Origin of the sequence: Microcoleus sp. w2-18bC1, from assembly GCF_036700365.1 — a bacterium.
In the GTDB taxonomy this organism is placed as follows: Bacteria; Cyanobacteriota; Cyanobacteriia; order Cyanobacteriales; family Microcoleaceae; genus Microcoleus.
In genome coordinates this window covers 19,402-35,281 of the sequence record NZ_JAUBOS010000009.1, presented here as the reverse complement: position 1 = coordinate 35,281, position 15,880 = coordinate 19,402, and the positions used below count along the sequence as shown (strand labels likewise).

The 15,880-nt window shown below is 45.6% G+C and carries 11 protein-coding genes; 2 read left to right on the top strand and 9 right to left on the bottom strand.

The features are described 5' to 3' along the window. Positions 1-66 precede the first annotated feature (66 nt). The 4 genes from QT979_RS08130 to QT979_RS08115 all read right to left on the bottom strand — a co-directional run bounded on the left by QT979_RS08130 (position 67) and on the right by QT979_RS08115 (position 8,805). Positions 67-5,559 (bottom strand): response regulator, encoded by a 5,493-nt coding sequence (locus QT979_RS08130; RefSeq protein ID WP_333309133.1) that lies wholly within the window; start codon positions 5,557-5,559, stop codon positions 67-69. Beyond that, positions 5,559-5,813, bottom strand: coding sequence for a hypothetical protein (locus QT979_RS08125; RefSeq protein WP_333214064.1), 255 nt, complete (start codon positions 5,811-5,813; stop codon positions 5,559-5,561). Before QT979_RS08125 ends, QT979_RS08130 begins: the two co-directional genes overlap by 1 nt. 295 nt (positions 5,814-6,108) lie before the next feature. Continuing rightward, positions 6,109-7,551 carry a hypothetical protein gene (locus tag QT979_RS08120; RefSeq protein ID WP_333214066.1) on the bottom strand — a complete coding sequence of 481 codons (1,443 nt, stop codon included), beginning with the start codon at positions 7,549-7,551 and terminating at the stop codon, positions 6,109-6,111. A gap of 24 nt (positions 7,552-7,575) precedes the next feature. Further along, positions 7,576-8,805 carry an acyltransferase family protein gene (locus tag QT979_RS08115; protein WP_333309131.1) on the bottom strand — a complete coding sequence of 410 codons (1,230 nt, stop codon included), beginning with the start codon at positions 8,803-8,805 and terminating at the stop codon, positions 7,576-7,578. An 859-nt stretch (positions 8,806-9,664) separates the two neighbouring features. Here QT979_RS08115 and QT979_RS08110 point away from each other — a divergent pair. Beyond that, complete coding sequence (locus QT979_RS08110) at positions 9,665-9,871, top strand: hypothetical protein (RefSeq protein WP_333309129.1); 207 nt, start codon at positions 9,665-9,667, stop codon at positions 9,869-9,871. Between the two features lie 95 nt (positions 9,872-9,966). Here QT979_RS08110 and QT979_RS08105 read toward each other — a convergent pair whose 3' ends face one another. After that, complete coding sequence (locus QT979_RS08105) at positions 9,967-10,839, bottom strand: alpha/beta hydrolase (RefSeq protein ID WP_333214072.1); 873 nt, start codon at positions 10,837-10,839, stop codon at positions 9,967-9,969. Positions 10,840-11,225: 386 nt separating this feature from the next. Here QT979_RS08105 and QT979_RS08100 point away from each other — a divergent pair, with 386 nt between their 5' ends. Beyond that, a complete protein-coding gene (locus tag QT979_RS08100; RefSeq protein WP_333214076.1) occupies positions 11,226-11,720 on the top strand; it encodes a GAF domain-containing protein in 495 nt (164 codons plus the stop codon). 92 nt (positions 11,721-11,812) lie between these two features. Here the strand turns inward: QT979_RS08100 and QT979_RS08095 are convergent, their stop codons facing one another. From QT979_RS08095 to uvrA, 4 genes are all read right to left on the bottom strand, one after another. Further along, positions 11,813-11,944: a hypothetical protein gene (locus QT979_RS08095; protein ID WP_333214078.1), complete on the bottom strand. Its 132-nt coding sequence runs from the start codon at positions 11,942-11,944 to the stop codon at positions 11,813-11,815. Further along, entirely contained in the window at positions 11,925-12,245 is a 321-nt protein-coding gene (locus QT979_RS08090; protein ID WP_333214080.1) for a XisI protein, read from the bottom strand. Before QT979_RS08090 ends, QT979_RS08095 begins: the two co-directional genes overlap by 20 nt. Then, positions 12,233-12,649, bottom strand: coding sequence for a XisH family protein (locus QT979_RS08085; RefSeq protein ID WP_333214083.1), 417 nt, complete (start codon positions 12,647-12,649; stop codon positions 12,233-12,235). Before QT979_RS08085 ends, QT979_RS08090 begins: the two co-directional genes overlap by 13 nt. 218 nt (positions 12,650-12,867) lie before the next feature. Next, positions 12,868-15,828 carry an excinuclease ABC subunit UvrA gene (uvrA, locus tag QT979_RS08080; protein WP_333309126.1) on the bottom strand — a complete coding sequence of 987 codons (2,961 nt, stop codon included), beginning with the start codon at positions 15,826-15,828 and terminating at the stop codon, positions 12,868-12,870. Positions 15,829-15,880: the final 52 nt, after the last annotated feature.

Below are 15,880 nucleotides of genomic sequence, written 5' to 3'. Positions count from 1 at the left end.
CAGTCAACAGTCAACAGTCAACAGTCAACAATCCCGGAGGAGTGCAACCGGAATTGATATAACAAATTACCCTATTTGCGATCGCAACTTCCCCGTTTCCAATTCCGTCTCAAAAGCCGCCCGCACCTTTTCCCACTCCGCTTGAGCTTCCAACAGGCGATCGCGCGCCGTACTCACATCAAAAACCTGTTCCCCTCCAGACTCAACCGCCACGCGACCCATATACTCCAACTCCTTGCAAACAGCAGAAAAAGACACGGCTCCTAAATTGGCGCTGCTCGACTTCAGCGTGTGAGAAGCCAGCTTCAAACTATCAGCATCGCCGAGAAAAATAGCCTCCTTAATAGTTTCTAAATGTTGCGGTGCGTCTACCAAATATATCTTAATCAGCTCCCCCAAAAAATCTGGGTCTTCATCATCATCTAGCTCGCGGAGATTTTGCAAAATATGAAAATCTATCGGCGAATCTGCTCCCGGTTGAACGCTCGAAGATCCCGCCCTTTCACTGTCAACTTGATCAGAAATATCTTGATTTTTTTCCTCATTAACCGCATCCAATTCATCCCGAATCAGAGGTGAACACTTGCTCAAGGCGATCGCCAACTCTTCCCGGCGCACCGGCTTAGTAATATAATCATCCATACCTGCTTCCAGACACTTTTCGCGATCGCCCTGCATCGCATTAGCAGTCATCGCAATAATTCTCGGCTTCTTGTTAGCAGGCCATTCCTGACAAATGCGGCGCGTCGCTTCCAACCCATCCATGTTCGGCATCTGCACATCCATCAGCACAACATCGTAAGATTGCCGCTTCAGCGCCTCCAAAACCTCCAACCCATTAGCCGCAATATCAGCCCGATATCCTATCCTGTCGAGTAAATGCGTAGCGACTTTTTGATTCACCACATTGTCCTCAGCCAGCAAAATCCGAATCTGACTAGAATTAGTTGCATCCTGTCCGCCAGAATTCGCCGCAACCTGCCTCAAAACAGCAGGCGTCCGCTGCACGCGGTGCTGTTCTTGAGAATTTTCAAAATACTTCAATCCCGAAGTCACAGTCACCACATTTGAAACTTCTCCCCTGCCGCTTCTGCCAGTAACATATCCAAAAACTTGCAGCAACACATTATAAAACTGTGACTGTTTTAAAGGCTTAGTTAAAAAAGCAGAAAAATGTACCTCTGTAGTTTCAAGTTTTTTCCAAACTTCGGCCTTACTTAAATAAGTAAACAGCACCAAAGGTAGGGCAATTTTGCGAGGGTTTTTAACGATGACATTCGGATTTAGGCCGTCGCCGCCGGACAAATTGCTCAGCTCAAATTTCCGAATCTCCACAGCCAACGCCACACCGTCCATATCTGGTAGATTCATCGCCAAAATAGCTAAATCGAGCGGCGAGTTTCCTTTGATGATTTCCAAAGCCTCAGCACCCGAAGTTACAGCCACGGGTATCATTCCCCAAGACTCTGCCTGACGGATCAAAACTTGCCGATTAATGGCATGATGCTCAACAATTAACAAGTGCTTACCAGCGGCAAATTCCGGTCTTTTTTCCTCAGCCCGGAGGTCATTCGCTTCAGCAGTCACCGTGAAATAAAAAATCGAACCCGAACCCGATATCGACGGCGGAGTAAATTCTGCAGGCGACCTTCCAGCGATACTTTGTCCGATCGCAGAAACTCCCGGTTGAGACTTAGAACTTCCCGGAGTAACCTGGCTGACAACCCACATTGTACCGCCCATCATATCGCTCAAACGCTGGCTGATAGCCAGTCCCAAACCCGTCCCGCCGTAATGTCGCGTTGTCGAAGCATCCACCTGCGAAAAAGCTTTAAACAGGCGATCCATCCGGTCTGGCGGAATGCCAATTCCCGTATCTTGGACAGCAAATTGAATCTCGTATTGTTTGCTACGTGCCAACTCTCCCTGGTTAATTAATAGCGGTTGTGGCGCTAGAATATTAATTTTATCTGGTGAACTATTAGCAGCTACCTGTTCAATTTGCCTAGCCGTACAGCACACTACAATTTCTCCCGATTCTGTAAACTTTACTGCATTGCCCAGCAAATTTACCAAAATTTGGCGCAGTCTCGTGACATCTCCTAAAATATTTTTTGGCACAGAATCATCAATAAAGTAAGCCAGCTCTAAACCTTTTTCTGAGGCTCTCGGAGCCAGTAATTCTAGAGATTCTTCTATACAGTTTTGCAGCTCGAAGGGGCTGCGCTCCAAATCCAATTTTCCCGATTCAATCTTGGAAAAGTCGAGAATATCATTAATAATAGTCAGCAAAGCATCGCCACTGGTACGAATTGTCTCCACAAAATCCCGCTGTTCAGGAGTTAGTTCCATATCCAGCAGCAAGCCCGTCATCCCGATTACCGCATTCATCGGAGTGCGGATTTCGTGACTCATAGTCGCTAAAAATTCGCTCTTAGCTCTATTAGCAACTTCCGCCGCTTGTCGTGCTTGATCCAAAGCTTCATTTTGCTCTGCTAACTGTCGCTGTCGCTGAACTTCCGTTTCTAAAAGTTGTGCTTGAGCTAAGGTAATGCCAACTTGAGCAGCAACATCTTCTAACAGTTCAATTTCGTCGGGATTCCACTGGCGAGTTGCATCGCACTGGTGCAAAGTAATAATTCCATTTGGTTCTCCTTGATAGGAAGTGCGAACAGCCAACATAGATTTTAATCCGATGCGACGGCACATCGGCCCCGAAGATTCCAGCAAAGGATCGGCAAACACATCGGGAGATGCCAGGGCTATATCTTCAGCGAGAAGTTTTTCTGTGTAGGGGTTATAAGTGACAGAAAGTTCTAAATCTAAAGCCGATTCGTGACCGGGCTCTAAGTATTCCGCGACGCAAGGAAGGTGGGGATAAGGTTCGGAAAGATAGGTATGAATTGTACAGCGATTGACACCAAATACGCGGCCGATTTGGGTGGCGGTAGTTTGGAAAATTTCTTGAGTATCTAAGGTCGATCGCACTTTTTGAGTAATTTGTTTGAGTAGTAAAACGCGCTGGTACTGACGTTGCAAAGTTCGCTCTCGCTCTTCGCGGGCAATTTCTGCGCCGATGTAATTGCCCATCAACTTTAAAATTTCAAAATTCAGCGGTTTAAAAGGAGATTTAGTGGTGCGGGAAGTAAAGCTCAAAGTGCCAAAAATTCGCCCTTGCACCATTACCCTCGTCCCCACAAAAGCCTCCAACTTGCGGACGCTGTAAGCGGGGTGGTTGCGCCACTGAGTAGTGCCGGCTGATTCGACAGAAATAGGTTCGCTCGATCGCAAAACCTCTCGCTCAAAGGTTCTGCTCAAAGCAAAACCGTCTCCTTTAGCAAATCCAAAGGGAAAATCTTCCGGTACATAAGCCGCAATCACTTCGTAGCGATCGCCCAAAACCCTGCCCAACAGCCCGATATCCATCCCAAACTGACTACAGCCCATTGCCAGCAACCGGATCGTTCGATCGTCAAAAGAGCCTTCCGAGCTCACCATTACCTCATAGAGCGATCGAATTGCCCGCTCACTTTCCCGCAGTTCCTCAACTCCTTCGAGGCGGTTGCAGACATCGTGCAAAGTCCCAAAAATTCCCGCTATTTCGCCTTGGGAATTCTGCCGGACTTGGGCAAATATTTCAACGGAAACAAAGCCGGAATCACTGTGAATTCCCAAGGAGTTTTTCCCAGCAAACGACTTGGACTTGAATCGCAGTTCTCGCCGTTCAAATTCCGACTTTCCAGACAGCAAAGACTCCAATAAATTTGCACATTGCTCGCGCTCATCTGGATGCACCCAATCTAAAAAATTAGTTTGTAAACTTTCGGAAACCGGAAAATTCGTAATTTCCGTCCAAGCGCGGTTGAGAAATTTCCAAACCCCCGCCACATCTATGTGGAAAATTACTGTTGCTTTTAAAGAGTCAAATAGATGGAATTGTTCTTGATCATGCTCGCGGTTTTTGACTTCAAACTCCTTGTTTAGAGTAATATCTGTATGAGTTCCTACTACCCGCAGCGGTTTGCCAGTAGCGCTGCGTAAAACTTGACCCCGGTTCAGCACCCAGACAGTGCTGCCGTCTTTACAGTACATCCGATATTTTGCTGCAAAATCCGGTGTCTTTTGGGCGAAGTGTTCTTCTAAAGCTGCCTTTACCGAGTCAATATCATCTCGGTGGATGCGACTCCACCATTCCGATCGGCGATTCGAGATTTCCCCTTCTTGGTAGCCCAGCATTTCTTGCCACCGCGCCGAATAAAAAAACTCATCTGTTTCGAGATTCCAGTCCCAAATCCCCTGATTGTTGACGGCAGGGGGGAGATTTGGCCGCTCTACGAAAGTGTGGTGAGAAATTTCAGCTATCTCGTGGCTATTTGCTGCTGTCCGCTGTATTTCTGCTGAGAGTTTTTTGTATTGAGCGTTGCTAGATTCTAGCTGGCGCTGCAAAGCAATTAAGCCAGAATGCAGAGATTTTGAATCCAGCGCTTGTAAAAGGATAGTTTTAGGATTAATAATCCCGATCGGGTGATTTGTTTCGTTGATGACTAATAAAGGCAACTGGCAGTAGTGTTTTTGCAGCAGCGCGACGGCTGCTTCGAGGGTAGAGTGCGATCGCACCAGCGGCGGCGAACTGCTGCAAATTGCTCCCGCTTTAATTTTGTTAGAGTCTCTTCCCAGCGCCTGCAACTGCACAATATCCCGCGAACTTACCACCCCAACCAGTTTGTGAATGTTGGGATTTGTAAATTTGGAATTGTGAGCCGCACCAGTCGAGTGTTGATCGGGGGTTTCAGTGATTAATACATAACTAACATGGTGTCTAAACATCAGTTGCGCCAAGTAGCGAACTGAAGAATTAGAAGGAGCGTGAATTATTCTTGAAGCTGCTATTTGAGGGATTTGATAAAGTTTAATTAAACTTGCGGGCAGCTCTAATTTCTGATGCACAATTGGCAGCGGCGGAGGGAAGGCGAAAGCCGCAGGTGGGGAAGTGCTGCTAGTTGCTTTTGGTGTCGATTCCCCAATTCCCTGCAACATTTGCACCAAGCTTTGAGAGCTAATTAAACCAACAAGTTCTTCAGCCTCGCTAACGACCGGCAAATGGCTGATCTGATTTTTCTCCAGCAGATTTGCTAAGGCAAAAAAGTCGGGAATTTCCGATTCTCTGGCTACAGTTACGGTTCTGATCATGATTTGCTCGATCGCAAATCCCCTCAAAGCAGCGCCGATGGAATTTAGCTGTACGATATCTCGAGTGGTAAAAATCCCCAGCACTGTCTGGCTGTTCGGATAGGGAGCTTTTGAGCTGTTGAGACGCAGCCCATTGCCTCCTGCGTGTATCGCAGGCCGTTTGCCGTTGTAGAAACCCGACTGTTCCCGCGATTGTGGGGAAGTCCCGTTGGTGGGATTTCCGAGTTGAGAATGCCCGCGCGGTTCTACCACGAGGACGTAACTGGCTCCTGTGCTACTCATCAGCTCGATCGCCTTTTCTACGGGCGTCTCAGGGGTGACGGTGAGGGGATTGCGGTTGATGACCTGACTGAGGGAGGGAATAAACATCAGGGGGCATAAAAGTGATATTTGTTGGAAAAAGCCGATCGCGAGCAGCAGGTTGATTGAGAGGCTTTACCCGCGAGATTTCCAAGCGCGCTCAAAGTTTCTGTACGATTCAACTCACCCATACTTCCAGCATCTTGGCATTTAAAATTAATTCCGTGCCATATCCTGATAATTAACGGCTTCTGACTTTCAGAACCAATACTATCTGACAGAGGGCGGACATGAAGGCTGGCGGGCAATTCCTCGCTTAGCATAACTGCTGCAGGTTTACGAGCAAGAATTTCTGCGATTGTCTGGACTGCACCCTACTTTCTGCCCCTCAACGGAACTCTCGCTCGCATTCTGTTTGAGGCAAGATACCTGCACCCTACCAATTTACCAGCGACAGGAGGGGAATCACAACAGGACGACTTAGGTATGGCAACTGTACAATTAGGGGTTCGAGGGTTCGAGGGTTCGAGGGTTCGAGGGCCAAACAGGCAGAAAATAAATAATTCTGAGCATAACTAATTCTATCTTATCCCAATTATGGCCCAGAGGATTTGAGCTTCACTTCTGGCGATCGAACTTGATGAGAATAGCGCTGTTCCCCGCCAGTGCAAAACTCGCATTGCCGCCCTTCAGCCTTAAGCTACCAACAACCTCATCCATTGTTTGAGAACTGAACTCCCGCACCGTGCCATTACCAGTTTTTATCAGCTCCGAAATATCAGCATTAACAGTGTAAGATGTTGCTCGGTCATTGACAACCAGCAAGTAAACATTCTTGCTAGCATCAAGAGTTGCAACTGCCATTAAATCGGAACTGTTAGTGATAGGAAAAAAGGTAGCTTTCCCGCCCTGCAAAGCCCTAATTCCCATCCGCAAAGCATAGTAGCCCGCGCGCCGTTTTCCCCCGTCACCTAGCAAACCTTCCGCCCCTGCGGGCTTGCCCCAGTCGTACAAACAGAATATGTGACTTCCGTAAATATAATTATCCCCAGGTTGAGAACCTCGAATCAAATTCTTAATCAAATTTAAAGCTAAAGATAAATCGCCGTAGCTAATTTCGTAAGTTCCCCATTCTCCTACCCAAAGCTGCGAGTTAGCGCGGACAGTACCGTTCATCCAGCCGCGCACTTTGCGGGTGTAGTTAGAAATATCTGCATCGTAGTTGTGGACATTGACTGTATCGAAATAATTCGGTATTTCCTGCAAAGCACTAGCCGGCCAATTGCTGCCCCCTACGGTTTTCGGGCCATGGATGTGGTAAGTGCGATCGGGCAAATAAGTTTGGTAAACAAAGTCGATCGCATCTTTTGCCACCTTAACCAATTCAAAATAGTCAGCCCTAGTCCCGCCCCAACCCTGATCGCGATTGTCCGGTTCGTTGTGAATTTCCCAATCATCAACGCGGTAATCATTGCGAACATTCAGCCAATAAACCGTAGCAAAAACGTGTTCCCACCACTCGTTCCAATCTTCTCCTGTGCGCGGCGGATTCAGTTGCAGCGCCCAACTCGGATTCCAGTTATTATCCACATTCCGAATACTCACAACCGGGCGAATATTTGCTTGTTTGAGAGTATTAAAAATAGTCCTGGCATTGCCTTGCCAAACCGTACCGGGTTGTCCCGACCACCAATAATCGCTACCCTGGGGCGGATTACTCATAATCTGATCCCAATGCGCCCAATTAATTATATTTGGATTTGTCTTAATTTCGTCAATAGATGGCCAACCGTATTTACCGTCGTCGTCTTCGGGTTCCCACCGGGACATCCCGCCGTAAATGCGGTAGGTATTAATTCCCAAATCTTGCAAATCTTTGATGTCGAAATTGATATTGCCCTCGACTGCACCGATGTAGCGAGTGCTGACACCCGCAGCAGTACCGGAAATTTTAATTGTTTCAATGTTTTGAGCAAAAGTTGTCGTTCCGCTGAACAACTCTAGGCTGAGGGCAATTAAAAGACCGAGAAACAAATTCAGAATTCTAGTTTTTGATAACACTTGACTATTAACTACTAATTTAGGTTATTTTATTTCAGAGGTAAAGGAACCCATCGCTAATCTAAATCGACTTGCGATCGAGTTTGTTAGCTGTTGTAATAAACAAGCATTAACTATACAAAGTTGGAGAATTAATATATAAAGTAAAATAGCACGGCTAGCAGTCAAAAGTGAAGGTTCACCTCGCACTACCACAGTCAAAAATTTGGGTATAACAATTAACCCTATAAACTGCGTTAAATATAGTTCATAGGAAATTTTAGAAATCCATGTTAAAAATCTCGTTGTTAAGTCTGAAAGTTTTATTAAACTCCTACAAAGATTAAAGACAATTACAAATATGCCCAATCCCAGGAAAGCATCATAAAAACACAGTCCAAAAGGGAAATATATACCTAGAAATTTTGGATTTGAAAATTCAAAGGAACCCATAATACCCAACATTTCAAAAATTATTGCTATGGCTATTGTGACGGGCTTAGTTAGGTAATTAATTAATAGAGTAGGATTACTTGCATAAACCTTGGCCATTGCCATTCCTAAACAAAACTCAAATAACCTTGAAATTGCTAAATAGCCTGGATAACTGAGATCGCCCAATATTGGCGAAAATACCTTAAAGTTAAAGCCTAATATTAAAACTAAAAATGTATAGATAACTTTAATAACAAAACAAGTGAAGAGAAACTGTCTAATAGTATTTTTTTTTAAATATTTAAAGAGCAAATAAAAGCACAAATAAAATTGAATTAGTGGAAACATAAACCAAGAAAATGGTATGGCTTTATCGAGAATTATCCAACTTCTCCAAAATGACCACCAATCAAAATAGCCATAAAATAAATCCGCTCTTAACCTAGGAATTATCACAGAGACAGCTAAAAGTATCCAGTAGGTAGGGTAGAGCCGGAAAAATTTTTTTCTCATAAAAATGCTCCAGCTTTCATCAGGTTTTAAAATTCTTGAATAAGCCAGTCCAAAACCACTGAGAATGAAAAAAATATGAACTCCCTGATATCCCAGCAAGAAAAATATATTCAGCACATCAAAAACTGTATTGCCTGCACTATTAAATGGCAGGGGAAAAAACTTGGCAATTGTCGAGGCTGGACCTACTACTTTTGCATACTCCAAAAAGTTGCTGTATCCAAAAAATGGAGGTAAGAAATTGAAGTACCAAAAATGAACCGCCACTACCCAGCAGGCAGCAAAACCTCTCATCATATCTAATTCTTGAAATCGATTATACTTCATCAATAAAAATCTCCGTTTAATTCAAACTTATAGCAACAGTGAGGACAGTTAGGATGGTAAGCCTAGGATGTACTCGATCGCTCTTAGGATGCTGCAGCAAAAATTCTACTCTATGTTATAAGTGCCAGCCCTGTCAAGGTGGTAAAGAAGACTCTCAAACCCTTGAAATATCGAAAGCTGCGATCGTTAAATCTGATTCTTTTAACAGGTGATTAAGCATACACTAGGTTTATTGCCGATCGCCAGCCGGTAGGATGAGGGAAAGCCGATCGATCGCACCAATTACGCTATGAGGGCAGTTTGCACTCACGAGCTAGAAGATTTCCAGCGTTTGAGGGAATTATAGACCCGGCTTAGCAGTCACCCCAGACCGGGCGGGGCGGGTCATCAGCGTCAAGCCGATCGCATTTGCCACATAACTGCAGCGTGAACCATCCCTAAATTGCGCGCTGCGGTTATGCGGCGATGTTTTTTGAGGACGGATTATATCTAGTGTCAGAGAATTCCAGGGGACGATCGCCTTTTGTTCGCTGGTAACAATAAAACATGGACGCCCAAGTTGCAGATAAAGCTAGTTTGGGCTTTATCTGGGCTGAAAGTTTGTTTAAATTACTTTAAGAACAAATATTTTTTTATTAATTAATTAGACACTCCCCATTTAATAAAAACAATAAACCCTCAGCAATTGCCGAGGGTTTATTTCCAGAATCATACAAATTTTCTAACAAAAAATATCATAGATTATATTTGAGACTAACCCAAATTATCTTTACGGAAATTCTCTACTTGTTTAGGATCACAAAACAGGCGCCTCACAAACGCAATAATTAGACCGAAATTCCCCCACTGGCGCAGCGTTGTGGTGAACGGACGAGCAGAACGGCTCACGGAACAGCCAGACATCGATCGCGCGATGCAATTGGTCAAAGAACACAACCCCACACTTTCACCCGCCATCAATCGCACCTGGATTGACTCGCTGGGACTTGCGGAGGTAATTGCAATTTACCGCATTCAGCCCTGGGAAATGAGCGGGCGCACGACGGAAGGAATCAGCAGTCGGTGAATATCTCTGCTCGAATGGGAATAATAATTTTCTCAGTGGATCGCGATCGTCCTACTCGCAGACTCAGTAGCATTCCGATCAAACTGAATATAATATTAAATGAACTTACTTGCCAAAAAATCTCTCATGTACCGATTCACTAACTGCGGCTGTTCCTGCTGCACCCAGTGGCTGCAATTAGGAATGTAATGAATCTGAAAATCGCGGACGTAATCTGCTGTTCCATAAGTTAACTCTTTGCCGAGGGCGGCATCATTTTCTCCCCAAATCATCAGCGTCGGAACTTGCAGCACGCTCCAATTCTGGCGATCGAGAAATCCGCGAGCAATATTGCGGTAATAATTGATAGTAGCAGTCAGAGCACCCCGTTTGGCAGCAGCATCTTTGTAAGCTTCGATATCTGAGGGGGTAAAGGTGCTTTTGTTAATTGCCATACCTTCCAAAGCAGCCGAAATTGCCTGATAGTCGCCCAACTGAATTAACAACTCCGGCAAAACTGGCAACTGAAACAAAAAGATGTACCAACTTTTCAACAATTGTTGGGGAGTGCGTAACCCTTCAGCAAACTTGGCAGGATGTGGTAGATTCATCACAATTAATTTATCCACCATTTGGGGATAAGCATAAGCAAAATTCCAGGCGATCGCGCCTCCCCAGTCGTGACCAACTAAGACGCAACTTTCGTATCCCAAACCCTGAATAATGCCCTTGACATCTTGCACAAACTCTGCCATCACGTAAGCAGATTGATCGTGAGGTTTGTCGCTGTCGTTGTAACCTCTGAGATCTACAGCGACAACTTTATAATCTGATGCAAATTCCGGGATTTGATGCCGCCAAGAATACCAAAATTCAGGAAATCCGTGCAGCATCAGCATCAGCGGCCCCGAACCTTGAGTGACATAGTGCAGTTTAATGCCGTTAGTAGGGATAAATTCGTGTTTCCAAGCAGCTTCTAGCACAGACATATTTGATGCTTCCTCTAGCTTTCGAGATATCCTAGCAGTTCCTCTGTTTAAGAGGAACCAACTTTAGGCATATGTAGCAATTCTCCCAGCACTTGTAAACTGTTCCTTTTCTCTTCCTTTGTGGAACAGGCGTCCCGCCAGTGCTTCTTCGCGCAAAAAAGCCGTAGCTTGGGGGGTCCGACGCGATCGCCCGTTTCCCAAAAAAATTGCTATCTCTGTCAAAATAATAGTATAATGTCGCTGGCATCCAGACAACTGTTAAGCCAAAAATTACTCATTTTCGAGCGCGCGAAAATGCCGAAGCGCAACAATTTGAGGTGTGGTAATTGTGCAAGTTCAAGAATTAAGAACTGGCGAGTGTACTAGGAATTAAAGGAGTTAATACTATGTCGGGCGATCGCCTGCAAAACATTGTTAACCGCTTGACAGATCGTCTAAAGCGCGATGTATTAGTTGAACAATCCCTCTACGACATTCGAGAAATTTTGCAGAGCGATCGCGCCTTACTGTACTATTTTTACAGACAGTGGCAAGGTCGAGTGACTTACGAGATGTTGAGCGCGATCGAACTCTCAATCTTGGGTTCAACGGGGCCAGATGAGTGTTTTAACGACGAATACGCTGCTTTGTACGAAGCCGGCAGAGTTAAAGCAATTGCAGATATTGAAGTAGAACCAATTAACCCATGCCACCGAGATTTTCTGCGTAGCCTGAAAGTTCGCGCCAATTTAGTTGTGCCAATTTTAACGAACAAAGGACTGTGGGGGCTGTTAATTGCTCATCAGTGCAGCGGGCCCCGCACTTGGTTGCGATCGGATATTGAATTCATGCAGACACAAGCACAAAATATGGCAATGTCTCCCACAATTCAAGATAGTTAATATCGCGTCTACTATTAGTACATAATATACCAGGATTTCACCCTCGAATAATGTAACAGATCGCCCCCTTGGAGTAGTATGAATCTCAGTGTTCAACCGTTTTCGAGTTTGGGTGCATTCACTCGGCGATCGAAAATGACCAACCAACCGGAATCTTGTCCCAACCTAGCCAAATATCTATCTAACTGTTCCCAACCTTTGTCTCTAGCAAGAGTTGGCGGCAAGGAGTTTTCGGATGCTGGGGGAGCGAAACCCAAGAATGATATCTTGAGGAGACACGCCACGTTGAATCAGTTCTCGATCGATGTAGATTTCGGTACTGTTGTGTTGAATCCAGATTTTATTTTCGATGATATCGAGCTGCATGGCACACCCATAGATGCGATATTCGTCGCGCCATTCGTTGTGCATAACGAGATATCGATCGCGGGCGAAATCGAATATTAACTGAGCATTTGCGTCATTTGTAGAAAAGTCTTCGAGAAAGTTACACACAATTTTGCGGTATTCGTTTAGTCTATCCATTGGTCGATCGCCTCACGAGTTGGATTGTAAATAATTAGTCGAATTTCATAACGTTCGATGACTGTTTTTGCGGGTTCAAATCTGAGAAACATTTGGTAGGTATCGGTGGGAACTGCCAGATACAGCATACGTTCTGGTTCGCTAGAGACTTCGATGGCAATGCGATAGTTGAGGAATTGACCGAGGGCGGTGTGGAATTCAGAAATGGTGGAGCCACCTGCGAAACTTTTGACTTCTACAGCTATTTTACGTCCTTCTTTTTCAGCGGCGATCGCTTCTTCGGCTGCAAGATCGATGTAGACATCAGCAACACCATAGCGTAACTGGTAGGGATCGTGGGTAATTTTCCAGCCATCTTTTTGTAGGGCGATTTTGACCGTGTTGTGGAAGAGATCCTTTGCCATTTGTAGCTTTTACCCAAGGATTTACATCGGACAATATTAGTACATATTATACCCGAATGTTACGCACCAATAAGTGTAACCGATCGCCCATTAGAGTAGTACGAATTTCAGTTGTAAGGTGCGTCAAATATTTAAACTCTCAATAATCGTTATAAAAGCTCACCTGACGCACCCTACAATTTGATTTTAGTATGCCAATTGCGTAATTACTGTTACTATTAACTAACAGCTACAGCCTCCCCCAAAGGATGCTGCTGCAAAACCGCTTGCAAATACTTCCCAGTATAAGACCTCTGATTTGCCGCCACATCCTCCGGCGTCCCCGCCACAATAATTTCGCCGCCCTTATCTCCCCCTTCAGGCCCTAAATCGATCGCCCAATCGCAGCACCGAATCACATCTAAATTGTGTTCGATTACCAAAATTGAATTACCCTTATCCACCAACCTTTGCAGCACATTTAACAAATGGTGAACATCATAAAACGACAAACCCGTCGTCGGTTCATCGATTAAATAAAGCGTCTTCCCAGTAGCACGGCGCGACAGTTCCGTTGCCAATTTTACCCGCTGCGCTTCCCCTCCAGAAAGCGTCGGCGCCGGCTGTCCTAACTGAATGTAACCCAAACCAACATCGACCAAAGTTTGCAGTCTGACGCCCGCCCTGGGAATATTTTTAAACATTTCCAAAGATTCCTCGACAGTCATGTTCAACACATCAGAAATTGACTTGCCTTTGTACTTCACTTGCAGCGTTTCACGGTTGTAGCGCGCACCCTTGCAAACCTCGCACTGCACGTAAACATCCGGCAGAAAATTCATCGAAATCACGTTCACGCCTTGGCCGCCGCAAGCTTCGCACCTTCCCCCTTTCACGTTAAAAGAAAACTGCCCCGCTTTGTAACCTCTGGCCTTCGCTTCAATGCTTTCGGCAAACAAATCGCGAATCACATCAAAGACTCCCGTGTAAGTAGCGGGATTAGAACGCGGAGTGCGACCGATGGGAGATTGATCGATGACAATTACCTTATCAATCACATCCTCTAGAGAGCGTTCGCCCTTCGTTTTGAGCGCGTCCATATCGGGGGGTAAAGGCACTTTTTTGGTGATATAGTGTTGCAGCGACGGGTACAGCAATTCATTGATTAAAGTTGATTTCCCCGAACCGGAAACCCCCGTCACGCAGACGAGTTTTCCGAGGGGAATTTCCACATCGATATTTTTTAAATTGTTGCGAGTCGCATTTATGATTGAGAGAGCTTTGCCGTTGCCTTTTCTCCTTTCATTAGGCGTTTCAATTACTCGCTTTCCCGACAAATAAGCCCCGGTCAAAGATTCCTCGGCCGCCAGCAAATTTTCTAAGCTTCCTTGCGAGATAATTTTGCCACCGTGCACGCCAGCACCGGGCCCGATATCAACAATGTGGTCGGCCGCCCGCATGGTTTCTTCATCGTGTTCTACGACAATCAAAGTATTGCCTAAGTCGCGCAATTTTGTTAAGGTTTGCAGCAGGCGAAAGTTATCTCTTTGATGCAGTCCAATACTGGGTTCGTCCAAAACATAGAGCACACCAGTCAAACCAGAACCGATTTGAGTCGCTAGCCGAATTCGCTGGGCTTCTCCGCCAGAAAGTGTCATTGCGGCGCGGTCTAAAGTCAGGTAATCTAACCCGACATCGAGCAAAAATTGCAGCCTTGCTTTGATTTCTCTCAGGGCTAAATCGGATATTTGGAATTGCCGATCGCTCAATCCCAAATTATTTACTCGTTCGCGGCATTCGCGAATCGAAATACTGGTTAAATCCACAATTCCGTACTGTCCCAACCGCACCGAAAGCGCTTCGGGTTTCAAGCGTTTGCCGTGACAAACCTCGCAAGAGCGATCGACCCGATACTGTTCCAACTTCTGCTTGATCAAATCAGAACCAGTATCGTCGTACTGGCGCTGCAACATGGCAATCACGCCATTAAAATCTCTCCTAAAATCAGTGCTGCCCTCGCGCTTTTTACCTTCTGCGCTGCGCTTTTGCTCATTGCCGTACAAAATCGCCCGCTGGTGTTCGGGCTTTAATCGATACCAAGGAGTGTCGATATCAAACCCACAACTATCAGCAATACTGCAAAGCAAAGAGAGATAATAGGAATTGTCTTTGTCTGACCAAGGCGCGATCGCACAATAAAGAGGCGCTTTCTCGTCGGGAATTACCAACTCCGGCGCAAAAGTCCGCAAACTCCCCAAACCGTGGCAGTTTTGGCACGCGCCGTAGGGCGAATTAAACGAAAATAACCTGGGTGAAAGTTCTTCCATTACCGCGCCGTGTTCGGGACAAGCAAAGTTTTCGGAAAATACCATCGGCCCCTGTGGTTGGGAATTTTCTTCAGTCGGTAACTCTTCAATAATCGCAATTCCCTCAGAATGGCGCAAACAAGTTGCCAGAGAATCAACTAAACGTTCTTCTAAACCGGGTTTTTTAATTAACCGATCGACAACTATCTCGATATTGTGCGTATGATTTTTATCTAATTCGATATTTTCCGAAAGTTCTAAAATTTCTCCGTTAACTTTGACACGAATAAATCCTTCGGAAGCTAAACTCGACAATAATTTGCGGTGAGTGCCTTTTTTTCCGCGCACAACTGGTGCCAGAAGGTGAAAGCGAGTGCCGTCGGGAAGTGCCATGACTCGATCGCACATTTCATCAATAGTCTGCGGCGCAATGCAGCGATCGCAAATCGGACAGTGCGGTTCACCGGCTCTGCCGTAGAGTAATCTGAGATAATCGTAAATTTCTGTAACAGTGCCAACAGTCGATCGCGGGTTATGAGAAGTTGACTTTTGGTCGATCGAAATAGCCGGACTCAACCCCTCAATCGCGTCCACATCCGGTTTGTCCAACTGTCCCAAAAACTGGCGCGCGTAAGCGCTGAGAGACTCCACGTAGCGGCGCTGGCCCTCGGCAAAAATTGTATCGAAAGCGAGGGAAGACTTACCAGAACCGGAGACACCCGTAAAAACGATCAGGCGATCGCGCGGCAGTTCCAGATCGATATTTTTCAGGTTGTGCTGTCTCGCACCGCGAACCCGAATCGTATTTTGGTTGTTAGAGTGAGAATTCGTCACATTATGCCCGTTGCGGGATGCACTTGGCTGGCTGTTTGAGGTTTCGGCGCGTTGGGACATGAGAGTAGTGCAAAACAGTGCTTAACCATCTTAGCGCTGCAGATCGAATAGC

Excerpts from the sequence above, each read along its gene's own strand:
- QT979_RS08130 (WP_333309133.1), bottom strand. The coding sequence starts at position 5,559 with ATGTTTATTCCCTCCCTCAGTCAGGTCATCAACCGCAATCCCCTCACC.
- QT979_RS08125 (WP_333214064.1), bottom strand. The coding sequence starts at position 5,813 with ATGCTAAGCGAGGAATTGCCCGCCAGCCTTCATGTCCGCCCTCTGTCA.
- QT979_RS08115 (WP_333309131.1), bottom strand. The coding sequence starts at position 8,805 with ATGAAGTATAATCGATTTCAAGAATTAGATATGATGAGAGGTTTTGCT.
- QT979_RS08105 (WP_333214072.1), bottom strand. The coding sequence starts at position 10,839 with ATGTCTGTGCTAGAAGCTGCTTGGAAACACGAATTTATCCCTACTAAC.
- QT979_RS08100 (WP_333214076.1), top strand. The coding sequence starts at position 11,226 with ATGTCGGGCGATCGCCTGCAAAACATTGTTAACCGCTTGACAGATCGT.
- QT979_RS08090 (WP_333214080.1), bottom strand. The coding sequence starts at position 12,245 with ATGGATAGACTAAACGAATACCGCAAAATTGTGTGTAACTTTCTCGAA.
- QT979_RS08085 (WP_333214083.1), bottom strand. The coding sequence starts at position 12,649 with ATGGCAAAGGATCTCTTCCACAACACGGTCAAAATCGCCCTACAAAAA.
- uvrA (WP_333309126.1), bottom strand. The coding sequence starts at position 15,828 with ATGTCCCAACGCGCCGAAACCTCAAACAGCCAGCCAAGTGCATCCCGC.